Consider the following 21,075-nt stretch of genomic DNA (forward strand, 5'->3'; position numbering starts at 1 on the left):
ACGCGAGCTCCAGCAGTCGCTCCTACGTCGCGCCCGCTCCGCGCGCTCCCACCCACCCGAGGTTCCTTTCGGGCTACCGCCCGCGGTGCGCGGGCTTGCGCCCGCCGGGTGGGCTGGCTTGCGCCGCCGGGTGGGCTGGCTTGCGCCCGCCGGTGTGCGGGCTGCCGCCCGCGTGTTTGCGCTCCTGCGTCGCGCGGTCGGCTGCCTGGCCGGCGCCGGTGAACGCGGCGACCCGGTCACACCGACCGCGCTGACGGCGTGACCCACGGAATCACCCACACCCAGCCTGCGGCTGCCCAGCGGAGCCGCTCGGCGCGCGGCCGGGTCTACAGCTCGCGGGCGGCGGTGGTGATGACGTCGTCCAGGACTGCTCGGGAGGTGGTGAGGTCGGCGATCATGCGGTCGATGCGGTCGCGTTCCGCCGTCAGCGACGTGACCAGCTCCGGGGTGGCGCGCTCGTTGGGGCCGCCGTCGGGGTCTCGCATGCACGGGAGCAGCTCGGCGATCTTCCGGCTGTGGAGGCCGGCCGCGAACAGCTCCTGGATCAGGATCACCCGGTCGACGGCGCGTTCGGCGTACTCGCGTTGGCCGCCGGGACTGCGGTCCGACACGAGGAGGCCCTGCTGCTCGTAGTACCGCAGCGACCGCTCGCTCACCCCGGTCCGCCGGGCCAGTTCCCCGATCCGCATCGCCGATCCTCCCGAAGGGACTTGAACCTGACACTGATGTCAGATTTTACCGTGCCGGTATGACGCTCTTCGACTACAGCCCGATCACCGAACGCCCGCGGCTGACCTGGCCCGACGGCAAGCGGGTCGCCTTCTACGTCGGCCTCAACATCGAGCACTTCCTCCCCGACCAGCCGTCGACCAGCATCTGGCCGCTCGACCTCACACCGGACCCGTTGAACCACGGATGGCGCGAGTACGGCGCCCGCGTCGGCATCTGGCGCACGATCGACATCCTCGACCGCCACGGCCTCCGCGCCAGCGCCCTGGTGAACTCGATGGTTGCCGAGCACAATCCACAGATCATCAAGGCCGGCGTCGAACGCGACTGGGCCTGGCTGGCGCACGGCTCGACCAACTCGATCCTGCACACCGGGTACGCACCGGATGAGGAACGCCGCATCCTCACCGAGATCACCGGCACCATCGAGACCGCCACCGGCCACCGCCCGCGCGGCTGGATGGGCCCGGGCCTGACCGAGACCCACAACACCCCGGAACTCCTGGCCGAACTCGGCTACCAGTACGTCCTCGACTGGACCAACGACGACCAGCCCTACCGCCTCAACGTCCCCGGCATGCTGAGCGTCCCGTACACCGTCGAGCTCAACGACCTCGGCCTGTTCCTCCGCGGCCTCACCGGCCCCGACTTCCTCCAGATGGTGAAGGACCAGTACGACGTACTCCGCGCGGACTCCGAGCACACCGGCCGGGTGATGGCCCTGGCGCTGCACCCGTTCGTGATCGGGCAGCCGTTCCGGGCGAAGTACCTGGACCTGGCGCTGGAGTACATTGCGTCCCAGAGCGACGTCTGGTTGACGACGAGTGACGACATCGCCGCCCACTATGAGACATAGTGACTGTGTCACCAACAGTGGCGCAATGGTGGTGATCGGCCTATTCTCGTCCGGACGAGGGGCCAGGGATCACGGGGAGCACGGACATGCGCAACGAGCGGGGCGGGAGCTCGGTCCCGGCCTTGGCGGTGCTCGTCCTGCTCGGCGTCGTCGCGGTGGTCGGGGTGTTCGGCGGCAAGAAGCACGAGGACGTCGACCTCACCACGCTGACGGCCTCGACGACCGCGACCACGATCACCACCGCGCCGCTCGACACTCAGCCCTTCGCCGGTACAGACGGTCTCGTTGTCCACCCGCGGGCGGAGACCGCGCTGTACAGCGCACCGGACGCGGACGCCTTCGCCAAGATCGAACCGACCCAGTTCGGACCGACCTGGCTGCCAGTGGTCGAGCGGACCGACGGCTGGGTCCGGGTGCTGCTGCCGTCCAAGCCGAACCGCTCCACCGGCTGGCTACCGGACGAGGATCTCGATCGCGCATCCTCGTCGTACCTGATCCGGGTGCACACCAGCTCGCGCACCATCGAGCTGTTCCAGCAGGGCAGGCGGCTCGGTGAGTGGAAGGCCGGCGTCGGCGCGAAGAAGACGCCGACTCCGCCGGGACGCACGTTCCTGCTCGGTTCGATCATCGACAACAAGCGGTCGGCCTCGCCGATCGTGCTGCCGTTGGGTGCGCACAGTCCCACTCTGGACACGTTCGGTGGCGGACCTGGTACGGTCGCGATCCACGGCTGGCCGCGTCCGGACGTGTTCGGAGCGGCGATCAGCGCCGGGTGTGTCCGCGTGCCCAAGATCGCGCTCGCCCATCTCCAGAAGGTTCCGCTCGGGACGCTCGTCCTGATCGACAGCAAGTAGAGAGCTGAGGACACCCGTGATGCGACCAGATCTCGCCCGGACCGTCACCACGGTCGCGGCCGTCGGCGGCGTCGTGGCGTTCACCCTGGTCGCGAGTGCGCCCGCGGGCAACGCGGCCGCCCGGCCGTCCTCGGCGTACGCCGTCAGCGCGGAAGGCCAGTTCCCGATCGCCAAGACGCCGTACGCCGAATCCCTCGACGGGAAGCGCCAGACGTCGTCCGCGCTCGAGCTGCCGAAGAACCCGCTGCTCTCGGTCCGGGCCGGGAACGCGACCGCCGGCAACGACTCGGCCTCGGTTGAGCTCTTCGACATCGTGGTCGGTCCGGACATCCTCAGTCAGGTGAAGATCCCGCCGGAGCTGAAGCAGAGGTGTGCCAACCTGCCCGCCCAGGGCGCTGACGACCTGCCGATCCCCGACCTGCCGCTGCCCGATCTCGGCCTACCGCTGCCGAAGCTGAATACGAAGGACCTGCCGGTCAAGAACCTGCCTGACCTGTGCAACCTGCTGCTCACGCCGCCGAGCTCGCTGCTCGAGATCGACGCCGTGAACGTCTACTGCTCGGGTGATGAGGGTGGTGTCGACATCGGCTCGCTGACGCTGCTCGGCCAGAAGCTCGCGCTGCCGTCCACGAAGCAGGGTGCGACGATCCCGGCCGCTCCGCTGGCGACGATCAAGGTCAACGAACAGGCCCAGCACTCGGACGGTTCGTTCACGATCACCGGCCTGACGATCGACCTCGGCGGCGGTACGCAGGTCATCCGGCTGGCCTCGGCCACCTGCGCCAAGCCCGCGGCGGAGCCGAAGCCCACGCCGAAGCCGACGCACCCGAACAACCCCGCTCCCCCGCAGCTCGACACGCCGCCGGCCGCGCCGGTCCCGACGCCGGTCAAGACCCACCAGCCGGTGACCGGCTAGAGCTTCACTCCGAGGAGAGCGTCGACGGCCTGGGCGACCAGGCCGGGCGCCTCGGTGTCGTCGCCGTTGGTCGAGGCCCAGGTGTCCACGGCCGACAACGCCGCGACCGTGTCGAGGTCGTTGGTGAGAGCCGCGCGTACGGCGTCAACCGTGGCGGCACCGTCGGGACCCGAACCGCGGCCGACCGCGCCGCGCCAGACGTCGAGGCGCTCCTGCGCGTCGAGCAGATCGGACGACGTCCAGAACCAGTCTGTGCGGTAGTGATGCGTGAGCAGCGCGAGCCGGATCGCCATCGGGTCGGCACCGGCGAGGCGTTCCTTCGACACCAGCACGAGGTTGCCCTTGGACTTGGACATCTTCTCGCCGTCCAGACCGACCATCGCCTGGTGCACGTACGCCCGCGCAAACGGGAACTGGCCCGTCGCCACCTGCGCACCGCTCGCCGACATCTCGTGGTGGGGGAAGATCAGGTCCGAACCGCCACCCTGGACGTCGAACGTCATGCCGAGATGTTCGAGCGCGATTGCCGAACACTCGACGTGCCAGCCCGGGCGACCACGGCCGAACGGCGAGTCCCATGCCGGCTCCCCCGGCCGCTCATGCCGCCAGAGCAGGCTGTCCAGCGGGTCGCGCTTGCCGTCGCGATCCGGGTCGCCGCCGCGCTCGGCGAACAGCTCCGCCATCGTCTCGCGGTCGTAGTTGGAGACGCTGCCGAACGCCGCGTCCGCCTTCACCGCGAAGTACAGGTCGCCGTCGACCGAGTAGACCGCACCGGCCCGCTGCAGGTCCTCGATCGCCCTCGACACCAGGTCGATCGACTCGACCACGCCGATGTAGTGCTGCGGCGGGATCACCCGCAACGCGGTCATGTCGTCGCGGAAGAGCTGGATCTCGCGGTACGCCAGCTCGGTCCAGTCGATGCCGGTCGCCGTCGCCCGCTCGAGCAGCGGGTCGTCGACGTCGGTGATGTTCTGCGTGTAGTGCACGTCGTACCCGGCGTCCCGCCAGAGCCGGTTGACCAGGTCGAACGTCACGTACGTCGCCGCGTGGCCCATGTGGGTGGCGTCGTACGGCGTGATGCCGCACACGTACATCCGGGCGGTTCCGCCGTCGGCCGGCGGCACCTCGACCAGCCCGCCCGAGGCGGTGTCATAGAGGCGCAGCCGCCGGGCCGGGCCCGGCACGACCGGGATGTCTGGTTTCGTCCACGCCTGCATGTGTCGGAGCTTATGCCAGTCCGGTTTTCAACGACGCGACACGGTTCCATTCCCTGGTCCGGCGGCCGGTGCGCACCTCGCGGCGGTTAACCTCGCCCCCGATGAGCGCAGACGTCAGCCCCGAGTTCCAGGCGCACGGCGGCTGCCCCGGCCGTGGCGCCAACCACGCCCATCCGCGACTTCGGCCCTGAACACGGCATCACCGAGTTCACCACCGACAGCCCCGACCTGAGCGCCTTCCCGCAAACGGCACCACCATCACCACCGACTTCGACCCCCACGGCCGCCTAGCAAACGTGAGCGTCCAGCCCGCCTAGAACGCCGGCCAGGGGATTGCGGGCCAGTCGTCGCTGGGTTGCGGGAAGGTGCCGGTCTTCAGGAGGGTTGAGCAGCGTTCTCTGGTTGCGGTCAGTTCGACGGCGGTGATGAGGTCGCAGAGTTGTTGGCCGAGGCCGCCGGCTAGTTGGTCGGCCAGGCGGCGTACGTCGTCCAGGAGGTCGGGCGGGATCGGGTCGCCCGCCCAGCCCCACAGGACAGTGCGCAGTTTGTCGTCGGCGTTGAAGGTGACGCCGTGGTCGACGCCGTACACGCGGCCGTCGCCCGGGTTCAGGACGTGGCCGCCCTTGCGGTCGGCATTGTTGACCACGGCATCGAATACCGCCATCCGCCGCAACGCGTCGTTGTCCGCGTGGACGAGCGTCACCGGGTTGTGCCGCCCGTCGAGCGCGTCGAGGACGCCGACCCAACCGTCGGGCACGCGACCCTGCGGGACGATGTCGACCAGCTCGGTCTCCCCCGGCCCGGCCTCGGCCTCGTCGATCCAGAGCTGCACCATGCCCTCGCCGAGCGGCCCGTCCCGCAGCAACGTCGGCGGCACGATGGACCACCCGAGCGCTTCGGAGACGACGTACGCCGCGAACTCCCGCTGCGCCAGCGTCCCGTCGGGGAAGTCCCACAGCGGCCGCTCCCCCTGGACCGGCTTGTAGACCACCGTCGCAGACTCGCCGGCGAGGCTCACCGAACCCTGGAAGGTCCCGTTCGACGCGGCCACCAGGCGTCCGTGCAAGGACAGCTCCCCGGTGGCGAGCAGGTCCGGATCGATCATTCCGGCAGGTGCCTGCGGTAGCCGTTGGCGCGGGGGCAGATATGGCCCTCGGCATCGATGGGCCGGCCGCAGAACGGGCAGCTCGGCCGCCCGGACGCGACCAGCGCGACCGCCCGCCGGGCGAACGCGCGGGCCTGCTCCTCGGTGATCCGGACGATGAACACCTCGGCGTCCTCGGACTCCATCGCGGCCGTGACCGGATCGGTCTCCTCCAGGTCGGCCTGCTCACCGGTGACGACCGCGAAGACCTCGATCACGACTCGCTCGGCATCGGCCTCCCAGGCCAGCGTCATCGTGCCGGCCCGGAACTCCTCCTCGATCGGCTGCTCGAGCGGATCGGTGTCGTCCACCGAGCCGGGCGTGATCGGGTCCCGGTCGAACCGCCGGGCGACCTCGTCCAGCATCACGTCCAGCCGCTCCGCGAGCGCCATCACCTGTTCCTTCTCACAGGCCACCGAGGTCAGCCGGGCACCGGCCCGGGCCTGCAGGAAGAACGTCCTCGCACCGGGTTCCCCCACGGTGCCGGCGACGAACCTGTCGGGTTCGTCGTACGAATGAACAACGCGCGCCATGTGTAGACCCTATTACCGTCCGCCGACCACCGCGTCGGAAGACTGTTTCTTGGTCCGGCCCTTGGCCGGGGGCTTCGGGATGAGGGATGCCAGTTCGCTGCCGGAGTCGTTCAGCCGGACCAGGAACGGGCGGGTCGCGGTGTACGTGATGATCGTGGTCGACGCGGTGTCCACCACGATCCGCTGGAAGGTGTCCAGATGCTGACCCAGCGCGTCCGCCACGATCGACTTGATCACGTCCCCGTGCGACACGGCGACCCAGATCGCGCCGTCGCCGTGGCTCTTGGCCAGCGCCGCGTCATGCGCCCGTACGGCGTCGACCGCGCGCTGCTGCATCGCCCGCATCGACTCGCCGTTCGGGAACGTGACCGCGGACGGGTGCTGCTGGACCACGGCCCACAGCGGGTCCTTCGCCAGGGTCGCGATCTTCTGGCCGGTCCAGTCGCCGTACCCGCACTCGGTCAGCCGCCGATCCGTTGCCGGACGCAACCCATCGTGGTGTTTCGCGATCGCGGCCGCGGTCTGCTTGCAGCGATCCAGCGGTGAGGTGACGAGCGCGGCCAGCGGCAGCTCGGCCAGCCGCTGCGCGACCGCCTCCGCCTGCTTGACCCCGGTCTCGTCCAGCTTCACTCCCGGCGTCCGGCCGGCCAGTGTGCCGGACGTGTTCGCGCCGGTGCGTCCGTGCCGGACCAGAATCACCGTGGGCATGAGGTGCACGTTATCCGGTCTGCTCAAACGGCGGTGCCATGATGGGGGCGTGATCGTGGACTGCGGCGTGTACGCCGAGGGGGAACGGCAGGACCTGCCCCGGGATCCCGAGACCGTTGCCCAGGCCATCGACGACGACGGCGAGTGCTTCGGGTGGGTCGGGCTGCACGAGCCGACGGACGCCGAGATGCGCCGGGTCCAGCGGCTGTTCGGCCTGCACGAGCTCGCGGTCGAGGACGCGCTGAAGGCCCACCAGCGGCCGAAGATCGAGCGTTTCGGTGACGCGATCGTCGTCGTCCTGCGGACGCTCTGGTACGTCGACGAGGGCGACGCGGTCGAGACCGGCCAGCTGAGCGTCTTCATCGGTCCGCGGTACGTCGTGACCGTCCGGCACGGGGAGGGCGGGGAGCTGGCCACGGCCCGGCACCAGCTGGAGGAGCGTGCGTCGCTGCTCGGCCATGGTCCGGCCGCCGTACTGTGGGCGATCTGCGACTCGGTGGTGGACGACTATGAGACCGTCGCGGAGTCGGTCGAGATCGACGTCGACGAGATCGAGAGCTCGGTCTTCTCGCCGGAGCGTACGAGCGACGCCGAGCGGATCTACAAGCTCAAGCGCGAGGTGCTGGAGATGCGGCGCGCGGTCCAGCCGCTCCGGGAGCCGATGGAGCAGTTCGCCCACGGTGTTCCCGGCATCAACCCGAAAGCCGCGCCGTACTTCCGCGATGTGGCCGACCACGTCAACCGCGTCTCCGACCAGACCGAGGGCCTCGACACGCTGCTCAGCTCGGCCCTGAACGCGCACCTGGCCCGCGTGTCGGTCCAGCAGAACGACGACATGCGCCGGATCTCCGCCTGGGTCGCCATCGCCGCGGTGCCGACCATGGTGGCCGGCATCTACGGCATGAACTTCGACAACATGCCCGAACTCCGCTGGCACTTCGGCTACTACGCCGTCCTCCTCCTGCTGGCTGTCACCTGCACCACCATGTACCGCTTCTTCCGCAAGGTCGGCTGGCTCTAGGTCGCCGTGATCGTGCTGGTGGCCAGGAGGATTATCAGGACGATGCCGAGGAGGATTCGGTAGAAGGCGAAGACCTCGATGGTGTGTTTGGCGACGAAGCGGAGGAGCCAGGCGATGGAGGCGTAGGCGACGATGAAGCTGACCACGGTGCCGACCAGGAGGGGGACGGCGCCGACGCTGCCGTTGAGGGCGTCTTTCAGTTCGTAGACGCCCGCGCCGACCAGGGCGGGGATGCCGAGCAGGAACGAGATCCTGGTGGCGGCCACCCGGTCGAGTCCGCGGAACAGGCCGGCCGAGATCGTCGCGCCGGACCGCGAGATGCCGGGGACCAGCGCCAGGCACTGGACCAGCCCCATCACCAGCGCGTCGACGAACGTGATCCGCGTCAGCGGCCGTGACTTGGTGCCGACGCGCTCGGCGGCGACCATCACGAACGACCAGCCGATCAGTGCCGCGGCCACCCACCACAGGCTCCGCAACGGCCCCGAGATGATGTCGCGGGCAAGGAACCCGACGAGGACGATCGGCATCGATCCGACGATCACGTACCAGCCCATCCGGTGGTCGAACTCGCCACGGTGCTCGGGCTTGACCAGCCCGCGCACCCAGGCGACCGCGATCCGCCGGATGTCTTTCCAGAAGTACAGGACGACGGCCAGGATCGCGCCGATCTGGATCACGGCCGTGAAGCCGGTGATCGCCGGATCGTCGATCTTCAGGCCGAGCATCTTCGACACGATGGTGAGATGCCCGGTGCTCGACACCGGGAGGAATTCGGTCAGACCCTCGACGATGCCGAGGATGATGGAGTCCCAGATCGTCATCAGTGGCCGGCTCCGGACAGCTCGAGGGCCTCGGCGACGGTGCGCAGGTCGGCGATCCGCTGGTCGACGGTGGAGGCGAACGGCGTGATCGCGACGGTCGTCGCCCCGGCCTCGGCGTACGCCGTGAGCTTCTCGGCCATCCGCTCCTTGCTGCCGAGCAGCGAGATCGAGTCGATGAAGCCGTGCGGTACGGCGGCCATCGCCTCGCGGTGCTTCTTGTCCAGATAGAGGTCCTGGATCTCCTTCGCCTCGTCGGCGTAGCCCATCCGGACCGCGAGCGCGTTGTAGAAGTTCTTCTCCCGGCTGCCCATGCCGCCGATGTACAGCGCGGCGTACCCACGGATCGGGTCGGCCGCGGCCTGCAGGTCGTCTCCGGTCATCACCGGTACGGACGCGACGACGTCGAAGCCGTCGAGCCCTTCCTGACGGACCTCGCGGCCCGTCTTGATGTGCTTCAACTGCTCTCCCAGATAGGCGGGGTCGTTGAGGATGCCGAGCCAGCCGTCGGCGATCTCGCCGGCCAGCTCGAGGTTCTTCGGGCCGACCGCGGCCAGGTAGATCGGTACGTGGTCGCGGATCGGCCGGACGGTCAGCTTCAGCGCCTTGCCGGGTCCGTCCGGCAGCGGCAGCGTGAAGTACTTGCCCTCGTACGCGACGGTCTCGCGGCGGAGGGCGGAGTTCACGATGGCAACGTACTCACGCGTCCTGAGCAACGGCTGAGAGAACCGGACGCCGTGCCAGCCCTCCGACACCTGCGGCCCGGAGACGCCCAGTCCGAGCCGGAAGCGGCCGTTCGACAACCGGTCCAGCGTGGCCGCGGTCATCGCGGTCATCGCCGGCGTCCGGGCGGGAATCTGGAACACGGCCGCACCGACGTCGATCGTGGTGGTCTGGGCCGCGATCCAGCTGAGCACCGTGGCGGCGTCCGAGCCGTACGCCTCCGCGGCCCAGGTGACCGAGTACCCGAGCCGCTCGGCCTCCTTCACCAGCCTCAGGTGGTCCAGATGGTCGTCGCCGCCGAAGACGAAGCCGATGTTGAGTCCGAGTCGCATGACTGGCGAGCCTAGCGAGCCGTTGTCGGTGGCCCGCAATAGGCTCGGGTCATGCAGCAGCGCTATCTCGGTCACAGTGGACTGGCGGTGAGCAGGCTCGGCCTGGGCACCATGTCCTGGGGCCGCGACACCGACGAGCACGAGGCGCGCGAGCAGCTCGCCGCGTTCGTCGCCGCCGGCGGCACGCTGATCGACACGGCGGCGGCGTACGGCGACGGCGACAGCGAGCGACTGATCGGGTCACTGCTCGGTGACGTCGTGGAGCGGGACGACCTGGTCATCGCGACCAAGGCCGGGTTCAGCGTCCGCCGGGGCGAGCGGATCACCGACACCTCCCGCGGTGCCCTGCTGCGTGATCTGGAGGGCTCGCTGCGACGGCTCGACGTCGACCACATCGACCTGTGGCAGCTGCACACCTGGTCGGACGACGTACCGCTGGAGGAGACGCTCTCCGCGCTCGACCACGCCGTCAGCTCCGGCAAGGTCCGGTACGTCGGAATCTCGAACTACGCCGGCTGGAAGTCGGCCCGGGCCGTCACCTGGCAGCAGGCGTGGCCCGGCCGCGCCGTGCCGGTGTCCAACCAGGTGGAGTACTCGCTGCTCGCCCGCGACGCCGAGGCGGACGCAATCCGCGCGGCCGGCGGGCTCGGGATCGGGATCCTGGCCTGGTCGCCGCTTGGCCGCGGTGTGTTGACTGGGAAGTACCGGACCGGGATCCCGGCGGACTCCCGGGCGGCGTCTCAGCATCTGTCCAGATTCGTCGACCCCTATCTCGACGGCCGCGGTTCGGGCATCGTGGAAGCGGTCGCACGAGCCGCCGACGGGCTCGGCTGGACCCCGCTCGAGGTGGCGCTGACCTGGGTGCGGGACCGGCCGGGAGTGTCGGCGGCGATCGTCGGGGCCCGGACGGCGATGCAGCTCAAGTCGGTCCTGGGTGTGGAGGAGCTCACGCTCCCGCCCGCGATCGTCGCTGCGCTGGAGGATGTGTCATAGGCAGTTGGAGGTGCGGATGGCCGAATACGAGTTGCAGCAGTTCGAGGTGTCCAGGACGGAATCGCGTGGCGCGGTCCGTCGTTTGCTGACCGAGCACGCCGAGTACGGCGGCTGGGAGCTGGCCCGGCTGAGACGCTACCCCGACGGCACCCGGCGAGTGTGGCTCCGCCGCCGCATCATCCGCGTGATGCGGACCCTCTGAGCAACGCGGTCACCAACTCCCGGCGACCGCCGACGCCGACCGCGTCGTACGCCGCTCGCACGTGCTCCTGCACCGTGCGCGGCAACAGCCACAACCGCCCGACGATCCGCCGCGCGGAGAACGTAGACCGACGGCTTTGTTGGTCTCAGTCGTGTTCATGGCACCGATGCTCCGACCGCCCGGCCTCCCGGCGTACCCCGATTAGTTGGGGTTTCGTGTCGCTGGAATATCTCTGCGACAGAGGTATTCTGAGGGGCATGAGCACCGACGTCCTCGCCGAGGAGTTGCTGGCCGCCATCGGCCTGGTGCGTCGTCACCTCCGCCGATCCGCGGGCCGGCCCGGGGCGCTGTCGACGCTGACCGCCTCGCAGGCCGAGCTCGTCCGGACGGTCCGCCGCAACCCGGGCATCTCGGTGACCGAGGCCGCCGCCGAGCTGGGCCTGGTCGCGAACACCGTGTCGACCCTGGTCGGCCAACTCAGCGAGCGCGGGCTGCTCGTGCGCGCCCCCGACGAGTCCGATCGCCGTGTCGCCCGGCTGACCCTGACCGAGCCGGCTCGTGAGCAGGTCGAGGCCTGGCGCGACCGGCGTACGGCGCTGGTCACCGAGGCGCTCGACGGCCTCGAGCGGGACGAGCGCGACGCACTGCGGGCCGCTTTGCCGGTGCTCGGCGTACTCGCGGAGCGGTTGCACCCCCAGCAAGATCAACGTGCCCTGGTCCAGCAGGGAGAGGAGCGAGGATGAGTGCGGACGCAGCGCCCGACGCAGTCCCGGCCGTCCAGATCGACGGCCTCAGCCATCGGTTCGGAGACCATCTTGCCGTCGACAATCTGGACCTCACCGTCTCACCTGGCGAGTGTTTCGGGCTGCTCGGTCCGAACGGTGCCGGCAAGACCACCACGCTGCGCGTCCTCAACACGCTCTATCCGCCGCAGACCGGCACGGTCCGGGTGTTCGGGCTGGACGTCCACTCCGACGCGATGTCGGTACGGCGGATGCTCGGGTACGTCCCGCAGCAGTTGTCGATCGAGGGGGCGCTGACCGCGCGGGAGAACGTGTCGTGGTTCGCCCGGCTGTTCGACGTACCGCGTCGGGAGCGGGCCGCTCGAGTTGCCGAGGTGCTCGAGATCGTCGACCTGACCGACGCGGCCGACCGGCTCGCGTCGACGTACTCCGGTGGCATGGTGCGCCGTCTGGAGCTGGCTCAGGCGTTGGTCAACCGGCCGGCTCTGCTGGTGCTGGACGAGCCGACGGTCGGGCTCGACCCGGTCGCCCGGGACTCGGTGTGGGCGCGGGTTCAGGAGATGCAGGAGCGGTACGGGATGACCGTGCTGCTGACCACGCACTACATGGAGGAGGCCGACCTGCTCTGCGACCGGGTCGCCCTGATGCACGAAGGCCGGCTGCGCGCGGTCGGTTCGCCGGACGATCTCAAGGCCGAGCTCGGACCGGACGCCAGCCTCGAGGACGTGTTCCGTCACCACACCGGCGAGAGTCTCGCCGCTGCCGAGAAGGGAGGCCTGCGCGATGTCCGTGGCACCCGTCGTACCGCCCAACGCATGGGCTGAGACCAGGCCCCGGGCCGCCGTCCGGCTGCTCTCCCGGATCGCCACGTTCTGCCTGGTCGAGCTGCAGAAGCTGCGGCACGACCGGACCGAGCTCATCACCCGCGCGATCCAGCCGATCCTGTGGCTGGTCATCTTCGGCCAGACGTTCAGCCGGATCCGGGCCATCCCGACCGGCGACGTCCCGTACCTGGACTACCTCGCGCCGGGCATCATCGCGCAGTCCGCGCTGTTCGTCGCGATCTTCTACGGCATACAGATCATCTGGGAACGCGACGCGGGGATCCTCACCAAGCTCCTCGTCACGCCGAGTCCGCGGTCCGCGCTGGTGGCCGGGAAGGCTTTCGCGGCCGGCGTACGGACGATCTCGCAGGCGATCGTCGTCATCATCGTCGCCGCACTGCTCGGCGTCAGCATGACGTGGAACCCGCTGAAGCTGCTGGCGGTCCTCGTGGTCGTCGTCCTCGGCGCGGCGTTCTTCTCCTGCCTCTCGATGACCATCGCCGGCCTGGTCCTCCGCCGCGACCGCCTGATGGGCATCGGCCAGGCCATCACGATGCCGCTCTTCTTCGCATCCAACGCGTTGTACCCCGTCAGCCTGATGCCCGACTGGCTCCGCGTCATCAGCCACGTCAACCCCCTCACCTACGAGGTCAGCGCCCTCCGCGGCCTCCTCATCGGCCAACCCACCAACTACTGGCTCGACTTCGGAGTCCTCACCGTCGCCGCCATAGCCGGCATCTGCGCCGCCGCTTCCCTCCTCGGCCGCCTCGCCCGCTAGACCTCCCGCACACACCCCCGCGTGCCACGCGGCCACTCCTCCTTCGCGTACGCCCACGCGTGCTACGCAGCCACTCCTTCGTCGCGGCCGCTCCGCGCGCTCCCACCCACCCCCGGCTCATCGCCGGTCTATCCCTTGCGGGCTGTCGCCCGCGCCCAGCGCGCTGCCGCGCGCGACCAACCACACCCGGGGAGCGCCCGTCGCGAGACGACCGCCGTCACGAGGACGGGTGACCGGTGACCGTGGACCGGGAACGGGGACCGAGAACGGGGACCGGTGACCAGGAACCAGGAACCGGGAACGGTGACCAGGAACCGGGAACGGGGACCGGCCACCGGTGGCCGGTGGCCGGGGTTCACAGGTCGTGCTGGATCCAGACGTTGGGCTCAACGTAGACGGCGTGGTTGTGTTGAACGTCGCAGTGGACCGGGACGAGGGCCTTGGGGACTATGACGTCGCCGGTGGTGTCGAAGGGGAGGCCGGTCCAGTCTCGCCACTCGGCCAGGGTGCCGGCGATAACCATGGACCTGGGGGCGATCTGGAGGATCTTGCCGCCGGCTTTGACGTGGACGCGGAGCCACGGGTCCGTGGGGAGGCCGTCGGGTCTGAGTTGCTGGATGTAGTCGGTCATCGGCTGGTTGGCGTCGGTCTTGCCGTTCGGGCGGACCGGCGCGAACAGGATCTGGTGGCCCTTGGCCTGCACCGCGGCGCGCATGGCCGCGAGCATCTGGTGGGAGAGGCCGCGGCCTAGGTGGCTGGGGCGGATCAGGATCTCCAGGGCACTCGACACGTTCGGGCGGCGGTCGTTGCGCAGGTCCCAGAAGCCCCAGTGCAGGACGCGGTCCCAGCCGCCGGTCGGCAGCTCGGTGCGGTTCTCGTCCGGGAAGACGAACGGGATGCTCCGGCCGTGCGCGACCAGCTCGCCGTCCTCGGTCGCGACCACGCACTGGTCGGGGAACTGGACCGGCACCTGCCCCATGAACGCGTTGCCGATCGGATCGTTGTGCATGAACTCCGGCCAGGCGTCGCCGAACTCGTACATCCGCTCGAGGTACTCAGGCCGCTCGGCCAACGTGGTGATCACGATCTCGGACATGTCTCGCAGTCTGGCACCGCAGCAGGACCACTGCCGCAACCGCGGTGGTGATCACGCCGGCTCCGACAAACGAGTGCTCGGCACCGGCCGCGGCGATGATCGGTCCGCCGGCCAGCAACCCCGCCGAGCTGCTCGCGCTCACCACCACGCTCTGGCCGGACAACAACGTCCGCCGCTCGGCCCCGGCCGACGACTCCGTGATCAGGACGGAGATCGCGGCGATCCCCAGTACGACGGTCAGCCCGGAGAGCCCGCCCATCACGGCGATCACCGGCGGGGTGGTCCACAGGCCCATGCCGACCCAGCACAGCCCCATGGTGGCCCAGGCGATCGACGCCACCGGGACCGGCCGGATCCGCCGGACGACGGCCAGCGAGATCGCGGTCCCGATCACCGAGCCCACGCCGTACCCGGTCATGCCGGCGGCCAGGTAGATCCCCGGCCGGCCGCGCTCCTCGCCGATCACCGACAGGCCGAGGGTGAACGCGAACCAGGTCACGCAGCCCGTGCCACGGACGATCCAGCCGTACCGGACATCCCGGCGTTCTCGGAGGCTCGCCCGGATCGACGGCGTCGCGAGGGCGTCGGGAGCACGCTCTCCACGAACACTGCACGCCAGCAGACCGGCGACGAGCACGGTGACCGCTTCCACCCACAGGAGCCCGTTGGTAGAGCCGGTGGCTACTGCCAACGCGCCGAGGACCGGTCCGAGCATCATGCCGATCCGGCGCAGACCGTCCTGCCAGGTGAGCAGTACGACGGCCTTGCCCGCACCCCAACGGTCTCCGGTGTCGGCCAGGAGGGCCGACCGTCCCGGGTTGGACAACGCGTCACCGCAGCCCAGCAGGAGACCGCTGACGACGAGCAGCGCTGGAGTCAGCAGACCGAGCGCTGCCGCCGTAGGCACCATCGCGAGGGCCACCGCCGACACTGCGGCAACCACGGCCAGCCTCGGGCCCGAGTCCACCCACTGGCGCGCCCTGCGTGCCCACCATGGCGAGAGCAGGACGGGTACGCCGGCGGCACCGCCGACCAGCCCGGTCGCCGCGACCGAGCCCGTCTCCCGCAGGATCACCAGCGGCAACGCGACCTGCGTGAACCGGAGCGCGAAGTCCGCCGCTCCCCCTCCGGCCAGCAGCGCCAGTGCCGCGGACCTTGGTCTCATGCCCTTGATTCTTCGGGTTCGGGGACACCTCAGGTACCCATCCGGTCTTTGGTGGTTGCCATAGGCTGAACCTATGGCTTCATTACCATCGGTCGACGACCTCCGGCTGGTCCAGGCCGTCACCCGGACCGGGGCGGTCGGTACCGCCGCCCGCGAGCTGCGCATCTCGCAGCCGTCCGCGTCCCAGCGCCTGAGCCGGCTCGAGCGCCTGTGCGGCACCAAGCTGTTCGAGCGCGACACCCGCGGCGCCCGCCCGACCCCGGCGGGCGCCGAGCTCAGCCGCCGGGCCGACCACATCCTCGGCCACCTCGAGGAGGTGTACGCCGCCACCCGGGCAGCCGCCGCCGGTCACCGTCTGGTGATCGGTACGTTCAGCAGCATCGCCCCGATCCTGTTCCCGGTCCTCGACGCGGGCCTCCCCGATCTGGAGATCGAGCAGCAGGTCGACCACGGTCATTTCCTGGTCGAGCGCGTCGCCGAAGGCACCATGGACGCCGCCTTCGTCGCGATCGCCGAGCAGATGACATTGCCCCGCGGCACGATCGCCCGTCGCGTCGGCCGCGACGAGCTCGTCCTGTTCACCCCGCCCGGCGCCCGCCCGCCGGGCCGCGGCCGGCAACCGCTGAAGGACCGCCCGATCGCCTTCTCCACCTAAGACCGAGGGGCCGAGGACATCCACGCCCGCCTGGTCGGCCTGGGTGCCATCCCGCGCCGCGGCGTCACGCTGAGCACGACAGTCGCGATGGCCCGCCGCCGCGCCCACCTGGCCATCGTCCCCCGCAGCGCCCTGGCCACCGAACTTCGCCCCGGCGAACACCTCACCCCCGCCCCCTTCCGGTACCGCCTCACCCTCTCCGTCGTCACCACCCCCACTCCACCCAAGCCACTGATCCGCCACCTGCCCCAACTCCGGACCACGTTGAACTTGTCGTGAACACCGGTGAGCCGCGGCCCGGTGTACGGCACACTCGGCCCTATGAACCTGGGGCGGTTGGCGCGCGGGCGACGGCTGTTGACGGCGTTCTCTGGTACGACGGTCGTGCAAGTGGCAGCCGTCGCCTTCGACGTCAAGATCCTCAAGCAAGCCAGCAAGGTGTCCCTGATGCCGCTGCTCTGGTCGTGGTCGCGGACCCAGGACGCACCACCACTCCTCCAAGCCGCCCTGCTCGCATCAGCCGCCGGTGACCTGCTCCTCGAAACCGACCTCCAACTCGCCGGCATCGCCGCCTTCGCCGCCGCCCACACCTGCTACCTCGCCGTGTTCCTCGCCACCCCGGCGGAACGCCCGTGGCGCGTGCTGGCGGCGTACACCGCTCTCTGGGCAGCCCTGATCGCAATCCTCTCGCCGGGCTTGGGCAACCAGCGGGTCCCCGTCGCCGCCTACGCCTTGTTGCTGACGGCAACCGCCATCGCCTCCCGCTGGCACAACCCGCGGAGCGGGCTCGGCGGCACGCTCTTCCTCATCTCCGACGCCCTGATCGCGCTGCGCCTGGCCGGCCGCGACTTCCCGGGCCGCGGTGCGCTCACGATGTCGACGTACGCCGTCGGCCAGTACCTCCTGACCTCCGGAGTGACCGCATCGCGAGCCGATCCTGACCGGTAGTGGTCACCGGCGTTGACCCTGCTCCGGGATCGCGATGGGCTGGCCGCATGGCGACCGTGAACGAGGTACGCAACCAGTTCCGGACACCGCCGCCCGAGGGGCGGCCGATGATGCGGTGGTGGTGGTTCGGGCCCTCGGTGGACCGGCGTGAACTCGACCGCCAACTGCAGGCGATGGCCGCGGCCGGGCTCGGTGGCGTCGAGGCCGCCTTCGTCTATCCCCTCGGCCCGGTCGACACGCCCTTCGGCTCGGACAAGTTCCTCGGCGACGTCGGCTACGCCGCCCAGCGAGCGCGCTCTCTCGGTCTCAGGTTCGATCTCACCCTGGGCAGCGGCTGGTCGTTCGGCGGTGGGCACATCGGACCGGACCTGGCCGCGCGCCGGCTCCACTGGGAGCGGCGAGAGATCACTCTCCAGGCGTACGACGTACCGGTGGTGGAGGCCTGGCCGGGAGACGAGCTGGTCGCCGCGTTCGTGGGCGATGGGTCCGCCGGCGTGCCCAGGACGTACGTCGAGGTTCCGGTGACGGACGGGATGATCCGGGTCCCGCGCGGAAACGGGCCGCGCGAGGTGTTGCTCGCGTACTCCCGGTTGACGGGCCAGAACGTCAAGCGGGCCGCGGCCGGCGCGGAAGGACCAGCGCTCGACCACTACTCGGCGGCCGCGGCGGAGGAACACATCAGGTGTGTCGCCGAGCCACTGCTGATGGCGGCCACCCCGGAGCTGGTCGGCTCGGTGTTCTGCGACAGCCTCGAGGTCTATCAGGCCGACTGGACCCCGGCCGTCATGGAGGAGTTCGAGCGCCGGCGTGGTTATGCGTTGCGACCGCGACTCTACGAGTTGCTCGTCGACACGCCCGGCTCGAAGCAACTGCGCATCGACTTCCACCGGATGCTGTCGGAGCTGTACGAGGAGAACTTCGTCGCCGTCTTCCAGCGCTGGGCCTCCGGCCATGGCGTACCGTTCCGGATCCAGAGCTACGGCGAACCGCCGGCGACGATGAGCAGCTACCGCTTCGCCGACCTGTTCGAGGGCGAAGGCTGGGGCTGGACCCGGCTGCCGGAGACCAGATGGGCCTCGTCGGCCGCGAGCATCCACGGCCGGTCGGTGGTGTCGGCGGAGGCCTGGACCTGGATCCACTCGCCGTCGTTCCGCGCGACCCCGCTCGACCTCAAGGGTGAGGCGCACGAGCACTTCTTGTCCGGGGTGAATCAGCTGATCGGCCACGGCTGGCCGTACTCGCCGTCCGGCGAACCCGGGCTCGGCTGGATCTTCTACGCCGCCGGCGCACTGGACGACCGCAACCCTTGGTGGCCGGTGGCAACGGATCTCTTCGGCTACCTGCACCGCCTGTCCTGGCTGCTGCAGCAGGGAACCCCGGTCCGCCCGATCAAGGTCTACGTCCCTGCTTCGGACGCGTACGCCGCGATGCGCGGAGACGTCGGCGAGTCACTCAACCTGTACCGCGTCGTGCGGCGGCTGATCGGTGACGAGATCCCGCGGATCATCCGGTCGGCGGGACTCGACTTCGACCTGATCGACGATGACGCGATCAGCGTGATCGATCCGGCTGGCGTCGAGCTGGTCGTCGTACCCCCGGGCGCGACGATGCCGACGGCAACCAAGCGCTGGCTCGACGCGGTCGGTGTGGTCGTCAGCGATCCTGCTGAGGCGGTGGCTCAGCTGCCGGGACCGAAGGTGGCCGCACACGAGGACATCGGTGTCGTGCACCGGCGACTCGACGACGGCGACGTGTACTTCGTCGCGAACACGGGCAACCAGACGCGGACCTTCCGCTTCGACGGGCCTGTTGAGCGGTGGGACGCATCCACCGGCGGTGTCGAGGTCGCCGACGGAGCGGAGGTGACCTTGCATCCGTACGAGGCGACCGTCCTTGTCCCGGTCGACTCGGCCGCCGAGCGCACGTCAGTCGACGAGGTGACCGTGGGCTCGGCCGGTGGCGCGTGGGTGGTCGAGTTCGCCGGCGAGACCACGCCCGTGACGCTTCCGCACCGCTGGGAGGACGACCCCGGACGGTCGGCGTACTCGGGGTCGGCTGCCTACGAGACCGAGATCGACCTGCCAGAGCTCGACACGACCACGCGCGTACTGCTCGACTTCGGCGCCGGCGACGCCGTACCAGACGGGACCGAGGACTACCTGCCGAGTAGCTCCTACCGGGCGATGCTGGTGCCGCCGATCGGAGTCGCCGCTGAGGTCTGGCTCAACGGCGGCCCGTGCGGTGTTCTCTGGGCGCCGCCGTACCGGCTCGATCTGACACCGGCAGCGAAGCCCGGGCCGAACGCCCTGCGCATCGTCGTCCACAACACCGCCGCCAACGCCTTGGCCGCGGATCCCCACCTCGCACCGCTCGTCGAGGCGGCGACAGTGCACTACGGCCGCCGCTTCGACCTGCAGGACATCGAGCACGCTGGGGACTTCCTGCACTCAGGCCTGCTCAACCCACCGGTGGTGGTCCTCCGGCATCAGGCCTGATCGAGGAAGCGGTCCAGGACGCGGGAGCCGAACTCCAGGGAACTCGTCGGCACGCGCTCGTCGATGCCGTGGAACATGCCCATGAAGTCGAGGTCCGGCGGCAGCTGCAGCGGTACGAAACCGAAGCAGCGCACGCCCAGCCGGCTCCACGACTTCGCGTCCGTGCCGCCCGACATCAGCAGCGGCGCGGTCCGGGCCTGCGGGTCCTCGGCCTCGAGGCACGCCTTCATCGCCTCGACCAGGCCACCGCTGAACTCGGTCTCCAGCGCGATGTCCTCGACCACGGTCTCGCGCTGGACCTTGTCGCCGATCAGCTCGTCGATGGTCGCGAAGAACTCGTCCTCGTACCCGGGCAGGAACCGGCCGTCGATGTGCGCCTCGGCGTCGCCGGGGATCACGTTCACCTTGTAGCCGGCATTCAGCATCGTCGGGTTCGAGCTGTTGCGGATCGTCGCGCCGAACATCCGGGCGAAGCTCCCCAGTTTCGCCACCGTCGCGGTCATGTCGTCCGGGTCGAGCTCGATCTCGAGCACGTCCTCCAGCGTCTTCAGGAACTCGCGGACCGTCGGCGTGATCCGCAGCGGCCACTCGTAGGTGCCGATCCGGGTGACCGCCTCGACCAGGTTGGTGACCGCGTTGTCGGTGTTCACCATCGACCCGTGCCCCGCCGTACCGCGGGCCTTGAGCCGCATCCAGTTCATGCCCTTCTCGGCCGTCTCGATCAGGTACAGCCGCAGGTCGTCCCTGATCGTGATCGAGAACCCGCCGACCTCGCCGATGCCCTCGGTGCAGTCGGCGACGGTGTCCGGGTGGTTGTTGATCAGCCACTGCGCGCCGTACACGCCGCCGGCCTCCTCGTCGGCGGTGAAGACCAGCCGGACGGGTCGCCGCGGCTTCGCGCCGGCCCGCTGCCGGGCCCGGACCACCGACAGCACCATCGCGTCGAAGTCCTTCATGTCGACCGCGCCGCGACCCCAGACGCAGCCGTCGAAGATCTCCCCGGCGAACGGGTCGACCTTCCAGTCCTTCGGATCCGCGGGTACGACGTCCAGGTGACCGTGGACGAGCAGCGGATCGGCCGACTGGTCCTCGCCCTCCCAGTGCGCGACCAGAGTGGCCCGGCCGGGCTCCGCCTCGTAGATCGTGGACTCGATCCCGACCTCGTCCAGCTTGGCCGCGACGTACTCCGCGGCCACCCGCTCACCGTTGCTCTTGCCGTTGCCGTAGTTCGTGGTGTCGATCCGGATCAGGTCGCTGCAGAGCTCCACCACCTCGGCGTCGGGGGTGTACGCCGTACGGTCGCTGGGGGTCGGAGTAGTCAT

At 69.8% G+C, this 21,075-nt stretch carries 23 protein-coding genes; 13 read left to right on the plus strand and 10 right to left on the minus strand.

The window, feature by feature from the left end; translation table 11 throughout:
- Positions 1-326: 326 nt before the first annotated feature.
- A complete protein-coding gene (locus ACZ6O0_RS02480; protein ID WP_465763026.1) occupies positions 327-689 on the minus strand; it encodes a MerR family transcriptional regulator in 363 nt (120 codons plus the stop codon).
- A 59-nt stretch (positions 690-748) separates the two neighbouring features.
- On the opposite strand from ACZ6O0_RS02480, the gene ACZ6O0_RS02485 reads away from it, so the two are divergent.
- The 3 genes from ACZ6O0_RS02485 (at position 749) to ACZ6O0_RS02495 (ending at position 3,355) form a co-directional block, all read left to right on the plus strand.
- On the plus strand, positions 749-1,585 hold the full coding sequence (locus tag ACZ6O0_RS02485) for a polysaccharide deacetylase family protein (protein WP_465763027.1): 837 nt from the start codon (positions 749-751) through the stop codon (positions 1,583-1,585).
- Between the two features lie 86 nt (positions 1,586-1,671).
- Positions 1,672-2,439, plus strand: a complete 768-nt coding sequence (locus ACZ6O0_RS02490) for a L,D-transpeptidase (protein WP_465763028.1) — start codon at positions 1,672-1,674, stop codon at positions 2,437-2,439.
- Between the two features lie 19 nt (positions 2,440-2,458).
- Positions 2,459-3,355, plus strand: coding sequence for a hypothetical protein (locus ACZ6O0_RS02495; RefSeq protein WP_465763029.1), 897 nt, complete (start codon positions 2,459-2,461; stop codon positions 3,353-3,355).
- Here ACZ6O0_RS02495 and mshC read toward each other — a convergent pair.
- The 4 genes from mshC to ACZ6O0_RS02515 form a co-directional block, all read right to left on the minus strand.
- Positions 3,352-4,572, minus strand: a complete 1,221-nt coding sequence (gene mshC, locus ACZ6O0_RS02500) for a cysteine--1-D-myo-inosityl 2-amino-2-deoxy-alpha-D-glucopyranoside ligase (protein WP_465763030.1) — start codon at positions 4,570-4,572, stop codon at positions 3,352-3,354. The genes ACZ6O0_RS02495 and mshC overlap by 4 nt on opposite strands.
- A 313-nt stretch (positions 4,573-4,885) precedes the next feature.
- Positions 4,886-5,677: an SCO1664 family protein gene (locus tag ACZ6O0_RS02505; protein WP_465763031.1), complete on the minus strand. Its 792-nt coding sequence runs from the start codon at positions 5,675-5,677 to the stop codon at positions 4,886-4,888.
- Positions 5,674-6,249: a DUF3090 domain-containing protein gene (locus ACZ6O0_RS02510; RefSeq protein WP_465763032.1), complete on the minus strand. Its 576-nt coding sequence runs from the start codon at positions 6,247-6,249 to the stop codon at positions 5,674-5,676. Before ACZ6O0_RS02510 ends, ACZ6O0_RS02505 begins: the two co-directional genes overlap by 4 nt.
- 12 nt (positions 6,250-6,261) lie before the next feature.
- Positions 6,262-6,957 carry a histidine phosphatase family protein gene (locus tag ACZ6O0_RS02515; protein ID WP_465763033.1) on the minus strand — a complete coding sequence of 232 codons (696 nt, stop codon included), beginning with the start codon at positions 6,955-6,957 and terminating at the stop codon, positions 6,262-6,264.
- 49 nt (positions 6,958-7,006) lie between these two features.
- Between ACZ6O0_RS02515 and ACZ6O0_RS02520 the strand changes: the two genes are divergently transcribed.
- Entirely contained in the window at positions 7,007-7,978 is a 972-nt protein-coding gene (locus ACZ6O0_RS02520; protein WP_465763034.1) for a magnesium and cobalt transport protein CorA, read from the plus strand.
- On the opposite strand, the gene ACZ6O0_RS02525 is transcribed toward ACZ6O0_RS02520, so the two are convergent.
- Both ACZ6O0_RS02525 and ACZ6O0_RS02530 read right to left on the minus strand, forming a co-directional pair.
- Complete coding sequence (locus tag ACZ6O0_RS02525) at positions 7,975-8,802, minus strand: undecaprenyl-diphosphate phosphatase (RefSeq protein WP_465763035.1); 828 nt, start codon at positions 8,800-8,802, stop codon at positions 7,975-7,977. The two genes, ACZ6O0_RS02520 and ACZ6O0_RS02525, sit on opposite strands and share 4 nt — an antisense overlap.
- The gene (locus tag ACZ6O0_RS02530; protein WP_465763036.1) at positions 8,802-9,854 is read right to left on the minus strand and encodes an LLM class F420-dependent oxidoreductase; all 1,053 of its coding nucleotides are present in this window, start codon (positions 9,852-9,854) and stop codon (positions 8,802-8,804) included. The genes ACZ6O0_RS02525 and ACZ6O0_RS02530 overlap by 1 nt, the downstream gene beginning before the upstream one ends.
- A gap of 51 nt (positions 9,855-9,905) precedes the next feature.
- Between ACZ6O0_RS02530 and ACZ6O0_RS02535 the strand changes: the two genes are divergently transcribed.
- From ACZ6O0_RS02535 to ACZ6O0_RS02555, 5 genes are all read left to right on the plus strand, one after another.
- Positions 9,906-10,847 carry an aldo/keto reductase gene (locus tag ACZ6O0_RS02535; RefSeq protein WP_465763037.1) on the plus strand — a complete coding sequence of 314 codons (942 nt, stop codon included), beginning with the start codon at positions 9,906-9,908 and terminating at the stop codon, positions 10,845-10,847.
- Positions 10,848-10,863: 16 nt separating this feature from the next.
- Positions 10,864-11,049, plus strand: coding sequence for a DUF5703 family protein (locus tag ACZ6O0_RS02540; protein ID WP_130448421.1), 186 nt, complete (start codon positions 10,864-10,866; stop codon positions 11,047-11,049).
- A gap of 257 nt (positions 11,050-11,306) precedes the next feature.
- On the plus strand, positions 11,307-11,792 hold the full coding sequence (locus ACZ6O0_RS02545; protein WP_465763038.1) for a MarR family winged helix-turn-helix transcriptional regulator: 486 nt from the start codon (positions 11,307-11,309) through the stop codon (positions 11,790-11,792).
- Positions 11,789-12,616 (plus strand): ABC transporter ATP-binding protein, encoded by an 828-nt coding sequence (locus tag ACZ6O0_RS02550; protein ID WP_465763039.1) that lies wholly within the window; start codon positions 11,789-11,791, stop codon positions 12,614-12,616. The genes ACZ6O0_RS02545 and ACZ6O0_RS02550 overlap by 4 nt, the downstream gene beginning before the upstream one ends.
- Positions 12,576-13,394, plus strand: a complete 819-nt coding sequence (locus tag ACZ6O0_RS02555) for an ABC transporter permease (protein ID WP_465763040.1) — start codon at positions 12,576-12,578, stop codon at positions 13,392-13,394. The genes ACZ6O0_RS02550 and ACZ6O0_RS02555 overlap by 41 nt, the downstream gene beginning before the upstream one ends.
- Positions 13,395-13,749: 355 nt before the next feature.
- Here the strand turns inward: ACZ6O0_RS02555 and ACZ6O0_RS02560 are convergent, their stop codons facing one another.
- Both ACZ6O0_RS02560 and ACZ6O0_RS02565 read right to left on the minus strand, forming a co-directional pair.
- Positions 13,750-14,490, minus strand: coding sequence for an N-acetyltransferase (locus tag ACZ6O0_RS02560; protein WP_465763041.1), 741 nt, complete (start codon positions 14,488-14,490; stop codon positions 13,750-13,752).
- The gene (locus ACZ6O0_RS02565) at positions 14,450-15,655 is read right to left on the minus strand and encodes an MFS transporter (protein WP_465763042.1); all 1,206 of its coding nucleotides are present in this window, start codon (positions 15,653-15,655) and stop codon (positions 14,450-14,452) included. The genes ACZ6O0_RS02560 and ACZ6O0_RS02565 overlap by 41 nt, the downstream gene beginning before the upstream one ends.
- A 73-nt stretch (positions 15,656-15,728) precedes the next feature.
- Here ACZ6O0_RS02565 and ACZ6O0_RS02570 point away from each other — a divergent pair, with 73 nt between their 5' ends.
- The 4 genes from ACZ6O0_RS02570 to ACZ6O0_RS02585 all read left to right on the plus strand — a co-directional run bounded on the left by ACZ6O0_RS02570 (position 15,729) and on the right by ACZ6O0_RS02585 (position 19,753).
- Positions 15,729-16,310 carry a LysR family transcriptional regulator gene (locus ACZ6O0_RS02570; RefSeq protein WP_465763043.1) on the plus strand — a complete coding sequence of 194 codons (582 nt, stop codon included), beginning with the start codon at positions 15,729-15,731 and terminating at the stop codon, positions 16,308-16,310.
- A gap of 87 nt (positions 16,311-16,397) precedes the next feature.
- A complete protein-coding gene (locus ACZ6O0_RS02575) occupies positions 16,398-16,589 on the plus strand; it encodes a hypothetical protein (protein ID WP_465763044.1) in 192 nt (63 codons plus the stop codon).
- Positions 16,590-16,631: 42 nt separating this feature from the next.
- Positions 16,632-17,258 carry a lysoplasmalogenase family protein gene (locus ACZ6O0_RS02580; RefSeq protein WP_465763045.1) on the plus strand — a complete coding sequence of 209 codons (627 nt, stop codon included), beginning with the start codon at positions 16,632-16,634 and terminating at the stop codon, positions 17,256-17,258.
- A gap of 47 nt (positions 17,259-17,305) precedes the next feature.
- Complete coding sequence (locus ACZ6O0_RS02585; protein ID WP_465763046.1) at positions 17,306-19,753, plus strand: glycosyl hydrolase; 2,448 nt, start codon at positions 17,306-17,308, stop codon at positions 19,751-19,753.
- Here ACZ6O0_RS02585 and ACZ6O0_RS02590 read toward each other — a convergent pair.
- Positions 19,744-21,075, minus strand: a complete 1,332-nt coding sequence (locus ACZ6O0_RS02590) for a M20/M25/M40 family metallo-hydrolase (RefSeq protein WP_465763047.1) — start codon at positions 21,073-21,075, stop codon at positions 19,744-19,746. The genes ACZ6O0_RS02585 and ACZ6O0_RS02590 overlap by 10 nt on opposite strands.

This window comes from Kribbella sp. NPDC048837, from assembly GCF_055586945.1.

What these genes read in the sequence shown, in the direction of transcription:
- ACZ6O0_RS02585 (WP_465763046.1), top strand. Translation starts at nt 17,306, where the DNA reads ATGGCGACCGTGAACGAGGTACGCAACCAGTTCCGGACACCGCCGCCC.
- ACZ6O0_RS02515 (WP_465763033.1), bottom strand. Translation starts at nt 6,957, where the DNA reads ATGCCCACGGTGATTCTGGTCCGGCACGGACGCACCGGCGCGAACACG.
- ACZ6O0_RS02535 (WP_465763037.1), top strand. Translation starts at nt 9,906, where the DNA reads ATGCAGCAGCGCTATCTCGGTCACAGTGGACTGGCGGTGAGCAGGCTC.
- ACZ6O0_RS02540 (WP_130448421.1), top strand. Translation starts at nt 10,864, where the DNA reads ATGGCCGAATACGAGTTGCAGCAGTTCGAGGTGTCCAGGACGGAATCG.
- ACZ6O0_RS02560 (WP_465763041.1), bottom strand. Translation starts at nt 14,490, where the DNA reads ATGTCCGAGATCGTGATCACCACGTTGGCCGAGCGGCCTGAGTACCTC.
- ACZ6O0_RS02485 (WP_465763027.1), top strand. Translation starts at nt 749, where the DNA reads ATGACGCTCTTCGACTACAGCCCGATCACCGAACGCCCGCGGCTGACC.
- ACZ6O0_RS02495 (WP_465763029.1), top strand. Translation starts at nt 2,459, where the DNA reads ATGCGACCAGATCTCGCCCGGACCGTCACCACGGTCGCGGCCGTCGGC.
- ACZ6O0_RS02575 (WP_465763044.1), top strand. Translation starts at nt 16,398, where the DNA reads ATGGCCCGCCGCCGCGCCCACCTGGCCATCGTCCCCCGCAGCGCCCTG.
- ACZ6O0_RS02570 (WP_465763043.1), top strand. Translation starts at nt 15,729, where the DNA reads ATGGCTTCATTACCATCGGTCGACGACCTCCGGCTGGTCCAGGCCGTC.
- ACZ6O0_RS02530 (WP_465763036.1), bottom strand. Translation starts at nt 9,854, where the DNA reads ATGCGACTCGGACTCAACATCGGCTTCGTCTTCGGCGGCGACGACCAT.
- ACZ6O0_RS02525 (WP_465763035.1), bottom strand. Translation starts at nt 8,802, where the DNA reads ATGACGATCTGGGACTCCATCATCCTCGGCATCGTCGAGGGTCTGACC.
- ACZ6O0_RS02555 (WP_465763040.1), top strand. Translation starts at nt 12,576, where the DNA reads ATGTCCGTGGCACCCGTCGTACCGCCCAACGCATGGGCTGAGACCAGG.
- mshC (WP_465763030.1), bottom strand. Translation starts at nt 4,572, where the DNA reads ATGCAGGCGTGGACGAAACCAGACATCCCGGTCGTGCCGGGCCCGGCC.
- ACZ6O0_RS02480 (WP_465763026.1), bottom strand. Translation starts at nt 689, where the DNA reads ATGCGGATCGGGGAACTGGCCCGGCGGACCGGGGTGAGCGAGCGGTCG.
- ACZ6O0_RS02545 (WP_465763038.1), top strand. Translation starts at nt 11,307, where the DNA reads ATGAGCACCGACGTCCTCGCCGAGGAGTTGCTGGCCGCCATCGGCCTG.
- ACZ6O0_RS02490 (WP_465763028.1), top strand. Translation starts at nt 1,672, where the DNA reads ATGCGCAACGAGCGGGGCGGGAGCTCGGTCCCGGCCTTGGCGGTGCTC.
- ACZ6O0_RS02510 (WP_465763032.1), bottom strand. Translation starts at nt 6,249, where the DNA reads ATGGCGCGCGTTGTTCATTCGTACGACGAACCCGACAGGTTCGTCGCC.
- ACZ6O0_RS02580 (WP_465763045.1), top strand. Translation starts at nt 16,632, where the DNA reads ATGAACCTGGGGCGGTTGGCGCGCGGGCGACGGCTGTTGACGGCGTTC.
- ACZ6O0_RS02565 (WP_465763042.1), bottom strand. Translation starts at nt 15,655, where the DNA reads ATGAGACCAAGGTCCGCGGCACTGGCGCTGCTGGCCGGAGGGGGAGCG.
- ACZ6O0_RS02590 (WP_465763047.1), bottom strand. Translation starts at nt 21,075, where the DNA reads ATGACTACTCCGACCCCCAGCGACCGTACGGCGTACACCCCCGACGCC.
- ACZ6O0_RS02550 (WP_465763039.1), top strand. Translation starts at nt 11,789, where the DNA reads ATGAGTGCGGACGCAGCGCCCGACGCAGTCCCGGCCGTCCAGATCGAC.
- ACZ6O0_RS02505 (WP_465763031.1), bottom strand. Translation starts at nt 5,677, where the DNA reads ATGATCGATCCGGACCTGCTCGCCACCGGGGAGCTGTCCTTGCACGGA.